The sequence below is a fragment of the Caproicibacter sp. BJN0012 genome (assembly GCF_035986805.1).
In the GTDB taxonomy this organism is placed as follows: Bacteria; Bacillota; Clostridia; order Oscillospirales; family Acutalibacteraceae; genus Caproicibacter.
Map to the genome: position 1 here is coordinate 3427106 of NZ_CP142518.1, position 17042 is coordinate 3444147.

Annotated in this window: 16 protein-coding genes; 4 read left to right on the forward strand and 12 right to left on the reverse strand. The window is 60.0% G+C overall.

Annotated elements, in window-relative coordinates; all coding sequences use genetic code 11:
- Window positions 1–76: 76 nt before the first annotated feature.
- Entirely contained in the window at window positions 77–802 is a 726-nt protein-coding gene (gene ymfI / locus VA597_RS16935) for an elongation factor P 5-aminopentanone reductase (protein WP_128744050.1), read from the reverse strand.
- Between the two features lie 172 nt (window positions 803–974).
- Here ymfI and VA597_RS16940 point away from each other — a divergent pair, with 172 nt between their 5' ends.
- Together VA597_RS16940 and VA597_RS16945 are read left to right on the forward strand one after the other, a co-directional pair.
- Window positions 975–1496, forward strand: a complete 522-nt coding sequence (locus tag VA597_RS16940) for a BclA C-terminal domain-containing protein (protein WP_128744051.1) — start codon at window positions 975–977, stop codon at window positions 1494–1496.
- Window positions 1497–1824: 328 nt separating this feature from the next.
- Window positions 1825–2430 carry an exosporium glycoprotein BclB-related protein gene (locus tag VA597_RS16945; RefSeq protein WP_326974894.1) on the forward strand — a complete coding sequence of 202 codons (606 nt, stop codon included), beginning with the start codon at window positions 1825–1827 and terminating at the stop codon, window positions 2428–2430.
- 58 nt (window positions 2431–2488) lie between these two features.
- On the opposite strand, the gene VA597_RS16950 is transcribed toward VA597_RS16945, so the two are convergent.
- The 8 genes from VA597_RS16950 to polA all read right to left on the reverse strand — a co-directional run bounded on the left by VA597_RS16950 (window position 2489) and on the right by polA (window position 12372).
- Entirely contained in the window at window positions 2489–3868 is a 1380-nt protein-coding gene (locus VA597_RS16950) for an NCS2 family permease (protein ID WP_128744053.1), read from the reverse strand.
- 220 nt (window positions 3869–4088) lie between these two features.
- Window positions 4089–5852, reverse strand: a complete 1764-nt coding sequence (locus tag VA597_RS16955) for a phosphoenolpyruvate carboxykinase (GTP) (protein ID WP_128744054.1) — start codon at window positions 5850–5852, stop codon at window positions 4089–4091.
- A 162-nt stretch (window positions 5853–6014) separates the two neighbouring features.
- Window positions 6015–7031: a tRNA (adenosine(37)-N6)-threonylcarbamoyltransferase complex transferase subunit TsaD gene (tsaD, locus tag VA597_RS16960; RefSeq protein ID WP_128744055.1), complete on the reverse strand. Its 1017-nt coding sequence runs from the start codon at window positions 7029–7031 to the stop codon at window positions 6015–6017.
- Entirely contained in the window at window positions 7019–7231 is a 213-nt protein-coding gene (locus VA597_RS16965; RefSeq protein ID WP_128744056.1) for a hypothetical protein, read from the reverse strand. Before VA597_RS16965 ends, tsaD begins: the two co-directional genes overlap by 13 nt.
- 126 nt (window positions 7232–7357) lie before the next feature.
- A complete protein-coding gene (gene rimI / locus VA597_RS16970; RefSeq protein ID WP_128744057.1) occupies window positions 7358–7810 on the reverse strand; it encodes a ribosomal protein S18-alanine N-acetyltransferase in 453 nt (150 codons plus the stop codon).
- A complete protein-coding gene (locus tag VA597_RS16975; protein ID WP_128744058.1) occupies window positions 7810–8976 on the reverse strand; it encodes a hypothetical protein in 1167 nt (388 codons plus the stop codon). Before VA597_RS16975 ends, rimI begins: the two co-directional genes overlap by 1 nt.
- Complete coding sequence (locus VA597_RS16980) at window positions 8973–9803, reverse strand: putative RNA methyltransferase (protein ID WP_128744059.1); 831 nt, start codon at window positions 9801–9803, stop codon at window positions 8973–8975. The genes VA597_RS16975 and VA597_RS16980 overlap by 4 nt, the downstream gene beginning before the upstream one ends.
- A gap of 1 nt (window position 9804) precedes the next feature.
- Window positions 9805–12372, reverse strand: a complete 2568-nt coding sequence (polA, locus tag VA597_RS16985; RefSeq protein ID WP_128744060.1) for a DNA polymerase I — start codon at window positions 12370–12372, stop codon at window positions 9805–9807.
- Between the two features lie 223 nt (window positions 12373–12595).
- Here polA and dusB point away from each other — a divergent pair, with 223 nt between their 5' ends.
- A complete protein-coding gene (gene dusB / locus VA597_RS16990) occupies window positions 12596–13585 on the forward strand; it encodes a tRNA dihydrouridine synthase DusB (protein ID WP_128744061.1) in 990 nt (329 codons plus the stop codon).
- On the opposite strand, the gene VA597_RS16995 is transcribed toward dusB, so the two are convergent.
- Both VA597_RS16995 and VA597_RS17000 read right to left on the reverse strand, forming a co-directional pair.
- Window positions 13582–14607, reverse strand: a complete 1026-nt coding sequence (locus VA597_RS16995) for a GNAT family N-acetyltransferase (RefSeq protein ID WP_128744062.1) — start codon at window positions 14605–14607, stop codon at window positions 13582–13584. The genes dusB and VA597_RS16995 overlap by 4 nt on opposite strands.
- A gap of 28 nt (window positions 14608–14635) precedes the next feature.
- Window positions 14636–15478, reverse strand: coding sequence for a DegV family protein (locus VA597_RS17000; RefSeq protein ID WP_128744063.1), 843 nt, complete (start codon window positions 15476–15478; stop codon window positions 14636–14638).
- A gap of 131 nt (window positions 15479–15609) precedes the next feature.
- Here VA597_RS17000 and VA597_RS17005 point away from each other — a divergent pair, with 131 nt between their 5' ends.
- Window positions 15610–16674, forward strand: coding sequence for an InlB B-repeat-containing protein (locus tag VA597_RS17005; protein ID WP_128744064.1), 1065 nt, complete (start codon window positions 15610–15612; stop codon window positions 16672–16674).
- Between the two features lie 55 nt (window positions 16675–16729).
- Here VA597_RS17005 and VA597_RS17010 read toward each other — a convergent pair whose 3' ends face one another.
- Window positions 16730–16993, reverse strand: coding sequence for a hypothetical protein (locus VA597_RS17010; protein WP_128744065.1), 264 nt, complete (start codon window positions 16991–16993; stop codon window positions 16730–16732).
- Window positions 16994–17042 lie beyond the last annotated feature (49 nt).

Consider the following 17042-nt stretch of genomic DNA (forward strand, 5'->3'; position numbering starts at 1 on the left):
GGGCGGCACCCGAACCCGTCCCGCCATTACCGGCTAAAGCGCTTCAGCTTATCCCGCCGGCGGGCTGCCCGGATGGTCAGATCACCATTCCGCCGCTGACCCCAAGCACCTGGCCGGTGATAAACCCGGCCTGCGGCGATGCGAGGAACGCCGCGGCCTGCGCGATATCCTCCGGCGAACCGATCCGGCACAGCGGGGTCTCCCGCCGAAGCTGTTCCATCGTTTCCCCGGAAAAACCCGCGTTCATTTCCGTGGCGATCACCCCGGGGGCGATGCAGTTGACCCGGATGCCGGAAGGGCCGACCTCCTTGGCCAAAGCCTTCGTCAGGCCGATGACGGCTGCCTTGGCGGCGGAGTAATGCACCTCGCAGGATGCGCCGACCTGCCCCCACATGGATGAAATATTGATGATGCAGCCGCTCTTTTCCCGGATCATGGCCGGAAGGACGGCGCGGCAGCAAAGGAACACGCCGCGCACATCCACATTGAACATTTCGTCCCAGTCGCGGTCCGTCAGGTCGGTGAACAGCTTCTGCTGGGCAATGCCCGCATTGTTGACCAGCAGATCGACTTTTCCCGCGGCGCGGAACAGTTCCGCCACCTGAGCGGAATCGGAAAGATCCGCCCGCGCCAGAACGGCGGCTTCCCCGCCGTGAGCGCGCGTCAGCTCTTCCAGCAGGCTGCGCGCGCGCTTCTCGTTTTTGTGGTAGTGCAGCACCATCCGGTAGCCTTCGGCGGCGAGCCGGGCGGACACCGCCCGCCCGATTCCGCCGGAGGCCCCCGTAACAAGCGCTTTTTTCATGCGTTCCTCCGCCCTTCCGCTTTCTCCGCTTTTCAGGTTATTGTACCATAACGGACGCAAAAAGGCACGCGGAAAACGATCGTGCAGCAGACAAATTCTCTTTTCCCGCATAGTATATACAGAGAACGGTCTATTTCGGCCGTTTCAGTCTTTGCGAAAAGGAGGCTTTTTCTTGAGCTGTTTTAGTTATAATGATCTCAACCCGTGCCATCGGGTGATCCCCGCGTTCGTTCCGATCCAGCCGTGCTGCCCGTGCTGCCCGCCTGATCCCTGCCCGCCCTGTCCCTGTCCCTGCCCCCCCACTCCTCCCGTTTGCGATCCCAGGGTTCCGTCCTACGCATTTTATTACACCACCGCATCACAGGCCGTTGCAGCGGGTAACGGCGTGGTCTTCGGGGCTGGCAGCTCCACTCCGGACATCGTCCTTTCCAACGGGGCCTTGTTGTTCTCCAAGCCGGGTATCTATCTGATTCAATACCAGATTTCCCTGACCGCTCCTGTAGCGGGCACCACAATCAGCCTTTCCCTCAACGGGTTCCAAGTCGCCGGTTCAACAGTGGTCACAACCACGGACACCGGCTACAGCGGCCAGGCGATTGTCAGCGTCCCTGCCGGCGGAATCGTCTCTCTGACGGTGAGCGCCGCTTCGACTGTTTCCTTCGCCAGCATTACAGCCGTTCGCATTTCCTGCTAAAAGATTGCTTCCCGGTTCCGGCATGCCGGAAGTGGGAAGCCTTTTTATACCCTTGCGCGAAAATTCCGTTCCTGCATCTTAATTTTTTATTGGCAGAAAAGAATTGATTACATAGAATGGTAGAAAAGGTGTACCGTTTGCTTACCGGTATATCCGTCTGACAGCAGGAGGGGATCTTTTGGGTTGCAATCATGGTTTTTCAAACCGCAGCGGCCGTAACGCGGCCGAAAATTCCGCCCCGGCCATTTTGGGAACCGGCGGGCGCTTCAGCCCTTCGCGTCCTTCGAATTCTCCGGGACTTCCCGGGCCTCCCGGGCCGCGGGGTCCAATGGGATTTCAGGGGTTCACGGGGGACCCCGGTCCGGCGGGCCCTCCGGGACCCCGGGGACCGATCGGTCCGAGAGGCCCGGCCGGAACAGCCGGACCGGCCGGTTCCTCGGCAATCATTCCATTCGCTTCCGGCACGCCGGTCACTCTGACAACGGTGGCGGGGGGCGCGCCCGGTACTGTCGGGCTGGTCGCTTTTGGCGTGAGCGCGCCCGGCGCCTTCCTTCTCGGATCCATCGACTTATCGGATCTTGCCAACTTCGCGTTCTCCATGCCGCGCAGCGGGATCGTCACTTCCGTCGCCGCCTTCTTCAGCACAACGGCGGCGCTCTCCCTAGCAGGCACCTCCCTCGTGATCACCGCCCAGCTGTACAGCTCGGCGATCGTAAACAACACATTCTCGCCGGTTCCCGGGGCTTTCGTCAGCCTGCCGGCACTGAGCGGCACGGTCCCCATCGGGACTCCCGTGAGCGGCATCACGAGCGGCCTTGCCGTTCCCGTCACCGCGCAGACAAGCCTTCTAATGGTCTTCTCCGCATCCGCGTTGGGCATCACTTCGATCAACACGGTCTGGGGGCATGCCAGCGCGGGAATTTCCATCAACTAATTTCACTAAAAAAAGTCCTCGTTCCGAAATGGAACGAGGTTTTTTTGGTACGCACAGTCTAAAAATGAACGTATTCCAAAACATAGCGAATGATAAACAGCACCGCGATGATATACAGGATCGGGCTGACCTCTTTCGCTTTGCCGCGCACCAGCTTGATGAAGCAGTAGCTGATGCTCCCGAACGCAATGCCCTCCGAAATGCTGTAGGCAAACGGCATCATGGCAATGGTCAGGAAGCAGGGAATGGCGGTCTCCATATCGTCCCAGTCGACATCCCTCACGCCCCCGATCATCATCACGCCGACAATCAGCAGGACCGGATAAGTCGCGGAGCCCGGGATAAACCCGAGGAACGGGGAAAGGAAAATCGCGAGGATAAAACAGATGGCAGTCGTCACGCTCGTCAGGCCCGTTTTTCCGCCTTCTGAAATTCCCGCGCTGGATTCCACATAGGTCGTCACCGTGGAGGTCCCGAACACCGAGCCGACCGCGGTCGCAATGGCGTCGGCCATCATGGCCCGCGTCGCGTTCGGCAGCTTGCCCTCCGGAGTGAGGAAACCGGCTTTTCCCGCCGTGCCGTACAACGTGCCGACCGTGTCGAACATGTCTACCATGGTCAGGGAGATAAGAACCGCGATCAGCGAGAAGAGCGCCACGCCAAAGCCCTCGTTTGTATGGAGCAGTTCCGGAAATCCGTTCAGGAACTGTCCGAAAGTCGGCGCGAGGGAACTGCCGGTCGAGAGGCCTTTGGCGATTCCGACGTTGGCGCCGAAACCGAACTGCATGACGGCGCCAACGAGGCTGGTGGCAACGATGCTGATGAAAAGGCCGCCCTTCACGCCGTAAACAACCAGCAGCACCGTAATGAAAATTCCGATCAGGGCAAGCGCCGTGGACGGAGCCGTAAAGTTCCCGAGCGTGATGATGGTGGATTCGCTCGGCGCGACGATCCCGGCGCCTTTGAGCGCGACAATCGAAATAAACAGCCCGATGCCGCCGCTGATGGCCCTTTTCATTGAAAGCGGAATGGCGTCCACGATCTTCTCACGGATGCCGCTCGCCGTAATCAGAATGAAAAGCGTGCCGGAAATGAAAACCGCGGCCAGCCCGGCCCTCCAGGAAAAGCCGTAAGTGCCGCAGATCGTGTAGGCGAAGAACGCGTTCAGCCCCATGCCCGGAGCCTGTGCCAGCGGATAGTTCGACAGAAGGCCGCTCATCAGGGTGCCGATTGCCGATGCGATGCAGGTTGCCAGCATCACCGCGCCCTTGTCCATCTTCGCGTCGCCCAGAATGGCCGGATTGACGAAAATGATATAAGCCATGGTGAAAAATGTGGTGAGCCCCGCAAGGATCTCCGTGCGGACGTCCGTGCCGTTCCCCTTCAGGTTGAAAAAGTCGCCCTTGGGATGGATCGCCGACGATGTACTGTCTGCCATGTTCGAATTCCTCCATAAAAATAGAAATTGCCCGACTCAGTCGCCGGGCCCCGTTTCAATTATAAAATAAGTATACCGGGTAATTATTTTTTAAGCAATGTGGTATTTACACAAAATTTCAAATTCTGATATAATTTATTCATACTTTTTATGAAATATCGAAAATTAAGTCAAAAAAGGCGGCATCCATGCCTGGAATGCCGCCTGGTTTAACCTGAGCCTATGCAAGCCGATCTTTTAATTTATTCAATTCCGCTTTGATTTCCGGCGGGAGCTTCTCGCCGAATTTCTGGTAGAATTCCTCAATCCCGTCGGCTTCCTTCCGCCATTCCGCTTTGTCCACATCAAGAATCGACTGCAGCGTGCCGATATTCATGTCAAGATCCGTCAGATTGATGTCGTCCGCTTTCGGCACATAGCCGATCGGGGTATCCACCGCGTCCGCCTTGCCCTCGCAGCGCCTGATGATCCATTCGAGCACGCGCAGGTTGTCACCGAAACCCGGCCAGATAAAGTGGCCCTGCTCGTCAAGCCGGAACCAGTTGACGTTGAAGATCTTCGGGGCCTTGTCGCCAAGCCTCGCGCCCATGTCGATCCAGTGCTTGAAATAGTCGCCCATATGGTAGCCGCAGAACGGCAGCATGGCCATCGGGTCGCGGCGCACGACGCCCACGGCGCCGGTCGCGGCGGCGGTTGTTTCGGAGGCCATGATGGAACCTACGAACACGCCGTTGTTCCAGTCCCTGGACTGGTACACCAGCGGAGTGGTGTGCGCGCGGCGCCCGCCGAAAATGATCGCGGAAATCGGGACGCCGCGGCCGCTGTCGAACTCAGGGCTGACGCACGGGCAGTTCTTGGCCGGCGCGGTGAAGCGGCTGTTCGGGTGGGCGCCCTTTTCCTTGCTGGTTGTCCCATCCCAGGGGCGGCCTTTCCAATCCATCCCGTTCTTCGGCGGATTGTGGTCGAGGCCCTCCCACCAGACGGTGTTGTCGTCCAGATTATGCGCTACATTTGTAAAGATCGTGCCGGATTTCGTCGTCGCGAGCGCGTTCGGGTTGGACTTTTCGTTGGTGCCGGGCGCCACGCCGAAGAATCCGTTCTCCGGATTGACGGCCCACAGCCTGCCGTCCGGACCGACGCGCATCCAGGCGATGTCGTCGCCGACCGTCCAGACCCTGTAGCCCTTTTTGCGGTAGAACTCCGGCGGAATCAGCATGGCGAGGTTCGTTTTGCCGCACGCAGACGGAAACGCCGCCGCAACATATTTGATCTCGCCCAGCGGATTCTGAATCCCGAGAATCAGCATATGTTCCGCCATCCAGCCCTCGGTTTTGCCAAGGTAGGAGGCGATGCGCAGCGCGAAGCACTTTTTGCCGAGCAGGACGTTCCCGCCGTAACCGGAATTGACGGAAATGATGGTGTTGTCCTCCGGGAAATGGCAGATGTACCGCTTTTCCTCGTCGATCTGGCATTTGCAGTGGAGGCCGCGCACCCATTCACCGCTGTTGCCGAGCGCTTTGACAACCTCCGTGCCGACCCGGGTCATGATGCACATGTTCAAAACAACATAAATAGAGTCCGTCAGCTCGATGCCGATCTTTGAAAACGGCGAGCCCACGGGTCCCATCGAATAAGGGATGACGTACATCGTGCGGCCCCGATAGCTGTTTCTGGCAATGCCGTACAGCATTTCGTAGGCCTTCGACGGCTCCATCCAGTGATTGGTCGGCCCCGCGTCTTCCTCTTTGCGGGAGCAGATAAAGGTGCGTCCTTCCACGCGCGCCACGTCGTTGACCGCCGTGCGGTGGAGATAGCAACCGGGCAGCTTTTCCTCATTGAGCTCGATCATTTCGCCGGTTTTGCAAGCTTCGGCTCTCAATAATTCAATTTGCTCCTGAGTTCCGTCAATCCAGAGAACTTTGTCCGGAGTGACAAGCGCCTTCATTTTTTCGATCCATTCCAACACCGATTGGTTCTGAGTCATATGCCTCTCCTTTCGGCCCAATGGCCAATTGAATATATTACTATTATAATACAACAATTTTTATTAATCAATCTTTCCGGACATGCCCGGGAATGAAATATTGGCAGTCTGATGGTTTTATTTCGTGCAAAATGAATAACATTCGTAAATTTCCTGCAAAGATTATACAGGAGAAAATTCCACCGGAAGCTCGGCACAGGCGTTCAGGTCCGGACCGGCGATATTTCCCGCGGCAAATTCATAGTACCCCTGCGCCGCGACCATGGCCCCGTTGTCGCCGCAGAGGGAAAGCCGCGGGCAGTAAAAGGAGAGGCCGCGCTCGGCACAGCGCGCGCGCAGCTCCCGGCGCAGAAGGGAATTGGCCGAAACGCCGCCCGCCGTGACCAGCTTTTGGGCCCCGGTTTGCTCTGCCGCCAGCAGGGCGTTTCTCACCAGGCAGTCGACGACGGCCCTGCGGTAGGACGCCGCAAGGTCCGGAATCGAAACCGTTTCTCCGCGCTGTTCCGCGTTGTGCAGCAGATTGATGACATTGGTTTTCAGGCCGGAAAAGCTGAAATCAAAGGGCGCGCCGTCCACGGAAGGCCGCGGGAGCCGGTACGCCTTATCATTGCCGCTCTCGGCAATTTTATCCAGTTCCACCCCGCCGGGATACGGCATGCCCATCGCGCGCGCGGCTTTGTCGAACGCTTCGCCCGCGGCGTCGTCGCGGGTGCGGCCGAGCACACGAAAGCCGGTGTAGCCCCGCACGTCGATCAGGTGCGTGTGACCTCCGGAAACCACCAGGCACAGGAACGGAGGTTCCAGCTCCGGGTGGGTCAGGTAATTCGCCGCGATGTGGGAGCGCAGGTGATGCACCGGCACAAGAGGCTTGTCCGCCGAAAGGGCCAGCCCCTTCGCGAAATTGACGCCGACCAGCAGCGCGCCGATCAGCCCGGGGGCATAAGTGACCGCAACGGCGTCGATCCCGTTCAGATCCGTCCCCGCGTCGTCCAGCGCCTTCTGCACGATACCTGAAATCGCCTCGCAGTGCCTGCGGGACGCAATTTCCGGCACGACTCCGCCGTACAGCCGGTGTTCTTCCACCTGAGAAGCCACCGCATTGGAGAGGATCGTCCTGCCGTCGTCCACCACGGCGGCGGCGGTTTCGTCGCAGGAGGATTCAATTCCTAGAATTCGCATGGGTCCTCCGGTTCCTCCTCCCGAACGGCGGGACGTCTTTCCAGCCGGCGCTTTTTCCATCTGTCTGCCGGTTTCTCAATCGTATTGTTGTTGCCGCAGCTCACGGTGGTTCCGGCCTTGATCGGCGCAATCAGGAATCCGACGACGATCCCGATAAACGTGCAGGCCAGCGCCAGCAGCCGGGCCTCTTTTTTCGACATGGCAAATCCCCCTTTTTTCATAGGACAAAACATCTCTTCCCCGCGTTCGGAAGCATCCCGGTACCGTCCCGCCCGTCTTAACCGGCCGTCCGCTCCCTGCCGGCCGGCGGGCTGAAGGACGCAGCGTCACTCTGCCCGGAAATTCAGCGTCAGAATCAGCGCGTCCTCCGGCGGCGAACGGTAGAAGTTTTTCCTGCGCCCGGCCTCCCGCAGGCCGAGCGATTCATAGAGCGCGACCGCCGCCGCGTTGGAGGGCCGGACTTCCAGGCTGAAAAATCCCGCGTTCCGCCCCCGCGCCCGCTCGATCAGCCCCTGCGTCAGCGCGCGGCCGACGCCCCCGCGCCGGAAGCGCGGGAAAACGGCGATATTGTCCACATAGCATTCCCCGCAGACGCAGTGCATCCCGGCGTAACCCGCGACCGCCCCGCCGCACTCCGCGACCAGAAACACGGCGGTATCGCAGGACAGCTCCGCTTCAAGCCCCTTGAGTGTCCACGGTTCGGCAAAACAGATCCGCTCCAGCTCCGCAAGACTGTCCAGATGGCGCGCCGCCATGGGAACCAGTCTCAGACCATCCATCAGCGCCGCACCACCCTCCAGTCCGAGCCGTCCCGGATCCGGTAAATGACATGGATCGCGACCCAGATCAGGTTAAAGAGCATCAGAACGGAAAACAGCTTCATGCTGATAAACCGGAACCGGAACAGAAAGCGGCTGTAGGCGTAGAGGGAGGACAGCACCGTGATGACCGGAACATAAAACTTTTCCGGGAAATAAAACGCAAACACGACGGAGAGCAGGTCCGCGGGGTACCAGTACCGCTCGTGCATGTACGGCAGAAAATACGGCAGCATCATGGTGTAGAACAGCGCAAGGGAAATCAGCATTTCGTCGTTCAGCTGGAACTTTTTCGAACACAGATAGGCGAACGAGAACAGGACCAGCGCGCCTGCGGCCAGCACCGCGGCGCCGCCGAAGGAATCCGAAACATCGGAAGGAAACCAGGAGTACAGATTCGGCAGGTTCATGGTCGGTTCCCGGTATTCCTGCGCCTGTTGGACGTAGACGGTCAGCAGTTCGCCGAAATCACGGCCGAGCAGCGCGGCGGGCAGAATGGAGATCAGATAGACGAGCGGCGGGATCAGCAGGCAGCGCGCCCTTATTTTCCGCTTCAGCAGCAAAAGGAGCAGAAACGGGGCGAGGAACACCGCCTGCAGCTTGAGCGCGAACGCAATGGAAAACGCCGTGACCGCGCGGACTTCCCGGTCCTCCATCAGGTAACAGACACAGCCGAGCAGCGCGGCGGTATAGATGGAATCGCACTGCGCCCAGACCGACGAATTCAGAATGACGGTCGGCAGAAACAGCGTGATGGCGTAGGCGATCTCCCCCCAGAACTCGCCGTACTTGCGGTCGACCATGCGGAACACAAAGTACGCGGCCGCGACGTCCCCCGCGCACGACAGGGCTTTAATGAGATGCAGGCCGGAAAACGGAAGGTAGGAGACAAGGCCGAGCAGGTAGTAGTAAGCGGGCGTGTAGTCGCCGAAATCAAGGCCGGCCGCCGCAAGCCCTCCGTTCTGCCGGATCAGTTCAAACCACCCGGAGAGAAACTGCCTGTAGTCGCTGGAGACATAGCCGAAAAATCTCAGCCGGACCGCCATGGCGAGGACCGTCACGGCGATCATGAAAAAAATATTCTCCGCTTTGACAAAATTGACGAATGCCTTTCGCTTGCTCATCATTCTCCCACCTTGCGATAGAGTAAGAAATCGAATCCTGTTTCCGTGGTCAGCGCTTGGGTCCGGGCAAGGCGTTCGCAGCCTTCGCGCGGGGTTTTGCGGAAATAAGGGGTCATGGCGAACAGATCCTCCACGGCCCGTGTCCCGCTGATCGCAACGGTTCCCCTCACCGGCACGCGTTCCAGAAAGGCGAAGCCGGGATATTCCGTGTCCCTGCGCTCGTTCTCATACGGCTCGTCGTACAGGAGTTCTTTCAGCCCGTACAGATGGCGCTCCGACGGAACAGCGAGGACCAGAAGGCCCCCCGGGCGCAGGACCCGGAGCAGCTCTTCGGGCACGATCGGCGCGAAAACATCCGTCACGGCGTCCACGGAACCGTTAAGAACGGGAATGCCGAACATGCTGCCGACCGCAAAGGAAATTTCTCCGTATTTTTTCGCCGCGGCCCGCACGGCGGATTTGGAAATGTCGAAGCCGTACTGCTCCGGCCTTCCGCCGTTTTCCAGAAGGAACTCCCGCAGCCGGCCCGCGTAGTACCCTTCGCCGCAGCCCGCGTCCAGAAGCACGGGGCGGTCCGTTTCCACATGGTCCCGAACCAGCGCGTTCAGCCGGTCGCTGAAAATCCGGTAGTACCCTGACTCCAGGAACCTGCGGCGGGAGGCGATCATCTCCCGGCTGTCGCCCGGATCGGCGGAGTGCCTCTTGTTCGGCGGCAGCAGATAGACGTAGCCCTCTTTCGCGATGTCGTAGCTGTGCCCGTTCGCACAGCGGCAGGCCTTTTCTTCCCGCGCGAGCGGCGCCCCGCAGACGGGGCATGCGAAAATCCCCATGCTATGCCTTCGCCTCATACCAGGTTGTCCCGGTCTTTGCCTCGGCGATCATCGGGACGGAGAGCGAAACGGCGTTCTGCATCTCCTCCGTCAGCAGCGCGGCAACCCGTTCCGCCTCCTCTTTCGGGGCCTCGACGATCAGTTCGTCGTGCACCTGCAGAATCAGCTTCGCTTTCATTTTCTCCCGATCCAGGCGGTCCCGCACGCGGATCATCGCGATTTTGATGACGTCGGCCGCCGTTCCCTGGATCGGCATGTTCCGCGCCACGCGCTCCCCGAACGAGCGCAGGTTGAAGTTGGAGGACTTCAGCTCCGGCAGGTAACGCCGCCGCCCGAACAGCGTCTGGACGTAGCCGTTCTCCTTCGCCTCCTCCACCACGCGTTTCATGTAGGAATCCACGCCGGAAAAGTTCGCGAGGTAATCCGTGATGTACTGCTTCGCCTCGGCGACGGAGACATGGATGTTCTTCGAGAGCGAAAACGCGCCGATGCCGTAGACGATGCCGAAGTTGACGGCTTTCGCCCGGCTGCGCATCAGCGGAGTGACCAGTTCCTCCGGCATATGGAACACCTGCGCCGCCGTGCTGCGGTGGATGTCTTTTTCTTCCCGGAACGCCTGGATCATGTTCCGGTCGTTCGCGACGTGCGCCAGCACCCGCAGTTCGATCTGCGAATAGTCCGCGTCCACCAGCACCCAGCCGGGGCGGGCGACAAAAAACCGGCGCATCTCCCTGCCCAACTCCGTGCGGACGGGGATATTCTGAAGGTTCGGCTCCGTGGAGCTGATTCGACCCGTGCGCGTCTCCGTCTGATTGAAGCTGGAATGGATCCGGCCGTCCGGCGCGACCACCTTCAGCAGGCCGTCGCAATAGGTGGATTTCAGTTTGGCCAGCGCGCGGTAATCCAGAACCATCTCGACCGCCGGGTGGTCGTAGCGCAGCTTTTCCAGCGTTTCCGCGCCGGTGGACCAGCCGGTCTTCGTCTTCTTTCCATGCGGAAGCCCCAGCTTGACAAACAGCGCGTCGCCGAGCTGCTTCGGCGAATTGAGGTTGAACTCATACCCGACCGAATCAAAAACCTGGCGCTGGAGCTCCGCGATCCGTTCTTCCAGCTTTTCCCCGAAGGAACGGATTCCCTCCGCGTCCACCGCGAAGCCGACGTTCTCCATGCCGGCCAGCACCCGGGCCAGCGGAATCTCGATATTCCCGAGCAGTTCCGTCTGGGAATTCTCCGCGATTTTTTCCTGGAGCCGGTCGGCAAGGCCCGGCAGCACCGCGGCGGCGGCCTGCGCTTCGCTCCATTCCCCTGCGGGCTCCGGAACGCCGTACTCCTTCGCAAGGCGCGCCGGCTCATAGCCGGAGGCGGACGGGTTCAGCAGATACCCGGCCAGCATCGTGTCGAATACGGGACCCTTCATCGGGATTCCGTCTCTCAGCAGGATGGAAAAAAGCGGCTTGACGTTGTGCGTGTTTTTCCGGACGGACGCATCCCCAAACAGCGCCCGCAGCGTTTCCTCGCCCTCCACGGTATGAATCACGCCGCCCCGGTTCCACAGGACGCGCAGGTCACCCTCCGCAAAATCCGCGAGGATGTCGGCGCGGCCGTCCCCGCGCGCGGCTTTGAGCAAGGCGGCCGCATCCGTGTGTTCCGCGACGACGGCGGACGGCTGCGCCGCGGAAGAAACCTGCGGCGGCTCCGGGGCGTTCAATCCCATTTTCTCGATCAGTGAGAAAAATTCCAGCTTCGCCATCAGCGCCGCGGCTCCCGCGCAGTCGCACGGGGCGGGGATGTAATCCTTCAGGTCGGTGTCGATCGGCACGTCGGTGCGGATGGTGCCGAGCCGGCGGCTTAAGTACGCGCTGTCCTTTCCTTCCGCCAGCTTTTTCCGGATGCCGTCTTTGATCTCAAGTTCCGGAAGATGGCCGTAGATGTAGTCGATGGAGTGATAGGCCTGGATCAGCTGTCCCGCGCCTTTCGGGCCGATGCCCGCCACGCCGGGGATACAGTCGGAGGAATCGCCCTGAATCGCCTTGATCTCGATCATTTCCTTCGGGATCACGCCGTAGTCCTCTTCGATCTTTGCCTCGTCGTAGAGCGTCACCTGCGGCTGCCCCATCTTGGTGGAGGCAAGCCGGACCGTCACGTGCGGGCCGACCAGCTGAAGGCTGTCCCGGTCCCCGGTCGCCAGGACGCACTCGTCCCCTTCTTTTTCGCACTGCCCCGCAAGCGTGCCGAGGATGTCGTCCGCCTCGAACCCTTCGCAGGTGACCAGCCGGTACCCGAGCAGGGTGAGCAGTTCCTTGAGCGTGGGAAGCTGCTGGGCCAGCTCCGGCGGCATGCCCTTGCGGTTCGATTTGTAGCCGGCGTATTCCCGATGCCGAAACGTCGGCGCGCGCAGGTCGAACGCGACTGCCACCGCGTCGGGGGAAAGCTCCGTTTTCAGCTTGTGGAGGATGGTCAGAAAGCCGTAGATCCCGTTGGTGTACAGCCCCTCCTTCGTCGTCAGGAGCCGCACGCCGTAGAACGCCCGGTTCAGAATGCTGTTGCCGTCCAGTACCAATAATTTCATCGCTTTTCCCCCGGATACAAGTTATGGAAGTATTATATCACTTTCCCATGCAAAAATTAAGAGTTAACAGTGCCGTAACGGAAAAAGAAACTGCGCTGTACAAATAAACGGGCAGGCGGTATAATAAACCGGTTCCCGATCCGATAAAAAGCACCGCCGGAAAATCCTGAACAGAGGCAGCCGGACTGCCAGTTTAAAATAGATGGAACAGGGATGTTACTTTATGGATACCATTAAAATCGGCGCGGTCGAGCTTATGGGCCGCGCGGTGCTTGCACCGATGGCCGGCGCGGGCGACCGCGCGTTCCGCGAAGTCTGCGCGGCGTACGGCGCGGCGATGACGGTCAGCGAAATGGTCAGCGCCAAGGCGCTTCAATTCAACGATAAAAAGACAAAGGACCTGATGGAGCTCGGGGACGCGGCCCGCCCCTCGGCCATTCAGCTGTTCGGAAGCGAACCGGGCGTGATGGCCGAAGGCGCGAAGCGCGCGATGGAGTTTTTCCCCGACTTGATCGACATCAACATGGGCTGTCCCGCTCCGAAGATCACCGGTCCGGGCGCGGGCAGCGCCCTGATGAAAAACCCGCCGCTGTGCGGGGAGATCGTCGCGGCGGTCAAAGCCGCCGTTCCCGTGCCGGTCACGGTCAAGATCAGGGCGGGCTGGGACGGGAAAAGTAAAAACGCCGTCGAAGTAGCAAAAATCTGCGAGGGGGCCGGCGCCGCCGCGGTGACGGTTCACGCGCGCACCCGCGCGCAGATGTACGCCCCGTCCCCCGACTGGAACATCATCAAGCAGGTCGGGGAAGCCGTCGGGATCCCCGTTATCGGCAACGGGGACGTGACGGACGCTCCCTCCGCCGCGCGGATGCTGGAGGAAACCGGCTGCAACGCGATTATGGTCGCGCGCGGCGCCCTGGGCAATCCGTGGGTGTTCCGGCAGATCAACGCCTATCTGGCGGAGTCCTGCCGGATCGTCCCGCCGCCGGGCGTGCACGAAAAAATGCTCGTCCTTATGCGGCAGGCGGAGCTGGCATGCCGCTACAAGGGCGAGCATCGCGCGATGAACGAGCTGCGCGGGCACGCGGGCTGGTATCTGAAAGGACTGCGGGGCGCCGCCGGATTCCGGCGCAGGGCGTCTCTTCTTTCTTCCCTAAAGGAACTGGAAGCGCTCACCAAAGACGTGATCGCGGAAAACGCCGTGCCGGAGGGTTAGGCCTCCTCCCCTCCGCTGAACCTCATCCGCACGAACTCATCCTCGCCGAGCGGCGTTTCCCGCCGGTAACGCACGGTTTCCAAAAATCCGGCGCTCCGGTAACAGGAAACCGCCCGGCGGTTGAAGGAGCGGACCTCAAGCTCCAGGTCCCGGCCCGGATACCGGAAAAAGAACTCTCTGAGAACCAGCCCCATGATTCTTCTCCCGTAGCCGAGGCCGCAGAGGTCCGGCCGGACGCCCAGGCCGAGCAGGAGCGCGCCGTCCCGGCTGAAAAAGCGAAAAAAGCCGCACAGTTCTCCTCTTTCGTCCTGAACGGCATAAAATTCGCTCTTCCTCTTGTCATCATCCGCCATCGCCCATCCGCGCGCGCAGACCTCCTCCCACGGAAAGGAGTTGTAGACCGCGTAAGGCCCGTCGTAACGCCAGGAGCAGATTTCCTCTGCGTGCTCCCGCGTCAGTCCCGCCGCGCGGAACCGTTTCCGCTCAAGGTCCTCATACCCTCCGCGCGTCATGAGATAGCAGACTTCGTCCAGCTTCACGCCGCGGTAATCCGTGTAGGAACCGGCGAGCGTCTTTTCATAGCGGAAACCGCACTTCTCGATGACCCGCCTGGAACGCGCGTTGAAGGGAAAATGGGCGACGGACAGAAAATCGAGCCTCATTTCCTCAAACGCATACCGCTCGGCCCGCCGGACCGCCTCCGTCATCAGGCCCTTACCCCAGCAGGAGCGCGAAAGGACGTAGCCGACTTCCCGGCAGGAACCCTCACCCTCGTGAAAAAGCCGGTCCGAGTGCAGGCCGAGCGAACCGACGACCTTTCCCGTCTCCTTCAGGACGACCGCGCTCACTTCCCCGTTTCCCACGAAATTTTTCAGGATCTCGCGGCTCTCGTCCATGGAACAATGGGGCTTCCAGCCCGCGTTCGGCCCGATTTCCGGGTCCTTCGCATACGCGTAAAAGTCCTCAAGGTCCTCCATGCACCAGGGCCGCAGCAGCAGCCTGCGGGTTTGCATCGTCTTCATGCGGATCCCCTCTTTCCCGGCGGACGTCTTATTTCTCCAGATAGAATATAACAAGCGTGTTTGGCCCGGTGTGAGTCGTCATCGCGCAGCCCGCGCGGGAATTGAGCACCTCGCGGAATCTGCCGCTTTCCCTTACCAGATCCGTAATTTCGCCGAAAAGCTCCTGATCCATGCCGGTGGTGGTAACAAAGGCGCGCTCGCCGTCCGGGTTCGGCTGGGACAACACAAAACGCGCGTATTCCTTACAGACCTGGCGGAAATTTCCCCGGAATTTTTTGCAGACCGAAAGCTCCCCCTGATTGTCCAGAAGCAGGCATGGGCGCAGCTTCAGAAGGTTTGCCCCGAACATCTGCAGCATGGTGGCCCTCCCTCCCCGATAGGCGAATTCCAGCGTGTCCAGAAGAACGTAGGCGCGGACTCTTTCCTTGTCCTGTTCAATCCGTGCGGAAATTTCATCGGCCGGAAGGCCCGCGTCCCGCATATCCGCCGCGCGCAGAACCAATAATCCCTGTGCCGAACTTAACGTGTACGTGTTGATGACATGAACGTTTTCGAATTCCTTCGCGGCGATGCAGGCGTTCTGGTAGGACGACGAAAATTTGGAATTCATGGCAAGATGCACCACGCTGTCGCCGTTTTCCGCCGCTTTCCGGAAGACCTCGAAAAAGTCGACCGGCGGGGGAGCGGCGGTTTTCGGCAGCCGCCTCGTGCGCTCATAGTCGTCAAACAGCTCGTCCGGCCCGATTTCAAATACATCCTTATAGGACTGATCGCCGATGTTGATCGACAGCGGAACAATGCTGATCCCGCGCTGTCTGTAAAGGTCCGGAAACAAATCGCAGGCGCTGTCGGCGCTGATCAGAACGGCCATGAAAAATTCCCCCACTTTTATAATCGAAAGTCATTATAACACCGCCGTGCGTGTTTTTCAAACGCCGCCCCTAAAATTGTTAGTTCTTTCTTCACGGTTTCGGTTGTATTCAAGCCGCGAAATATGATAATATGAGTAAAGTTCACATGGGAGAGGATTTGCAGATGATGAGAAGAAACGCAAAAAAGTACATAATCGTTCTGTTCGCCGTGACGATGAGCGCGGCACTGTTTTTCATGACGGCGCTTGCGCAGGCCGAAGTTGCGGCGGAATCCGGCCCCGTTTCCTCAGGCTCTGCTTCCTCCCCGGGTTCTTCCTCTTCCAAATCGCCCGGCGAGCCGGAAAGCCCTCCCTCTTCGGACGGAAACGGGAACGTGGACGTTCCCTCGGAGGGGGAGACCGTCCCCGTCAAGCTGGACTACAACGACGGCAGCGCGATCAAAATTGTCAATGTCAAACAGGGAGCGCACGTCAGTTCCCTTCCCGTTCCCACGCGCAAGGGATATGTTTTCGACTACTGGACCATGAAGGGAGCAAGAGTCTCCTCCTCGTTTGAAATCTATTCCGAAATCACCCTGACCGCCCAGTGGGAAGCGAGCGCCGCATCCAGCCGGAAACCCTCCAGCTATGCGAGCGTCGACACGCACCAGCGGGAAGTGGAGCAGGCCGCCTCCCAGGCGGAAGCGGCGATCAGCGACCCCGATGTCCTCTCCTCCGAAGACTGGGGCTCTCTCCTTTCGACCGGGCAGCAGGCCTCGAGCGGCGCGCAGGACGCGTCTTCCCAAACGTCCTCCGCCGCCCCGAAAGGAGGGGGCGGCTCCTGGCTTTTCCCGGCCGGAATCGCTCTGATCGTCCTTTCGGCCTGCGGCATCGGGACGTTTGTTTACCTGCAGTTCTTCAGCGGCCCCGGCCCGCGCGGACCGGGTGCCGGAGCCGGTCCGGACGTCTCCGACGGCATGGAATTTACCGACATCAGCTCCAGCAGCACCGGTCCTTACCCGGCGCCTCCGCAGGAGCCGTCCGGGACGCCGCGGGGTAAAAGCAAAGACGGCGATACCGACACCATGCCTGTCCCGCCGCAGGCGCGGCAGCGGCCGGAACGGAGCGGCTATGACCCGTCCAGGTCCCAGGCAAAGCCTGTCGGCGGCGAAAAAAAGGATTTCGACTGGGATAAATTCTTCAACGACGATATTTGACCGAATCGGCAAAAACGGCCGGAGCGTAAACCGCTCCGGCCCGTTTTTTGTTTCGTTACTTCGGGTCTTTTCCCGAATCCCCGAACAGGTTGAAACGAAACAGCCTGGATTCATCCTCGGGGTCTTCGCACATGACAAAAGCCTCCGCGATCTTGCCTCCCTCAATCAGCCGTGTCAGACCCACGAGCTGGCTGAGTTTGCTTTTCAGGTTCAGGCGGTCATCCTCGTCGGTGACCAGAAACACCTTGCCTTTGCATTCGTCAAGAACCTTTAAAAATGAATTGACGTCGACATCGTGCAGTTGAACGGGGGAAGTCATAAAAGAGCCTCCTTAACTAACTTTGCCGGTGACGGCATAATTTTTCTAT

Excerpts from the sequence above, each read along its gene's own strand:
- ymfI (WP_128744050.1), bottom strand. The coding sequence starts at position 802 with ATGAAAAAAGCGCTTGTTACGGGGGCCTCCGGCGGAATCGGGCGGGCG.
- VA597_RS16945 (WP_326974894.1), top strand. The coding sequence starts at position 1,825 with ATGGGATTTCAGGGGTTCACGGGGGACCCCGGTCCGGCGGGCCCTCCG.
- VA597_RS16950 (WP_128744053.1), bottom strand. The coding sequence starts at position 3,868 with ATGGCAGACAGTACATCGTCGGCGATCCATCCCAAGGGCGACTTTTTC.
- VA597_RS16955 (WP_128744054.1), bottom strand. The coding sequence starts at position 5,852 with ATGACTCAGAACCAATCGGTGTTGGAATGGATCGAAAAAATGAAGGCG.
- tsaD (WP_128744055.1), bottom strand. The coding sequence starts at position 7,031 with ATGCGAATTCTAGGAATTGAATCCTCCTGCGACGAAACCGCCGCCGCC.
- VA597_RS16965 (WP_128744056.1), bottom strand. The coding sequence starts at position 7,231 with ATGTCGAAAAAAGAGGCCCGGCTGCTGGCGCTGGCCTGCACGTTTATC.
- rimI (WP_128744057.1), bottom strand. The coding sequence starts at position 7,810 with ATGGATGGTCTGAGACTGGTTCCCATGGCGGCGCGCCATCTGGACAGT.
- VA597_RS16975 (WP_128744058.1), bottom strand. The coding sequence starts at position 8,976 with ATGATGAGCAAGCGAAAGGCATTCGTCAATTTTGTCAAAGCGGAGAAT.
- VA597_RS16980 (WP_128744059.1), bottom strand. The coding sequence starts at position 9,803 with ATGGGGATTTTCGCATGCCCCGTCTGCGGGGCGCCGCTCGCGCGGGAA.
- polA (WP_128744060.1), bottom strand. The coding sequence starts at position 12,372 with ATGAAATTATTGGTACTGGACGGCAACAGCATTCTGAACCGGGCGTTC.
- dusB (WP_128744061.1), top strand. The coding sequence starts at position 12,596 with ATGGATACCATTAAAATCGGCGCGGTCGAGCTTATGGGCCGCGCGGTG.
- VA597_RS16995 (WP_128744062.1), bottom strand. The coding sequence starts at position 14,607 with ATGAAGACGATGCAAACCCGCAGGCTGCTGCTGCGGCCCTGGTGCATG.
- VA597_RS17000 (WP_128744063.1), bottom strand. The coding sequence starts at position 15,478 with ATGGCCGTTCTGATCAGCGCCGACAGCGCCTGCGATTTGTTTCCGGAC.
- VA597_RS17005 (WP_128744064.1), top strand. The coding sequence starts at position 15,610 with ATGAGTAAAGTTCACATGGGAGAGGATTTGCAGATGATGAGAAGAAAC.
- VA597_RS17010 (WP_128744065.1), bottom strand. The coding sequence starts at position 16,993 with ATGACTTCCCCCGTTCAACTGCACGATGTCGACGTCAATTCATTTTTA.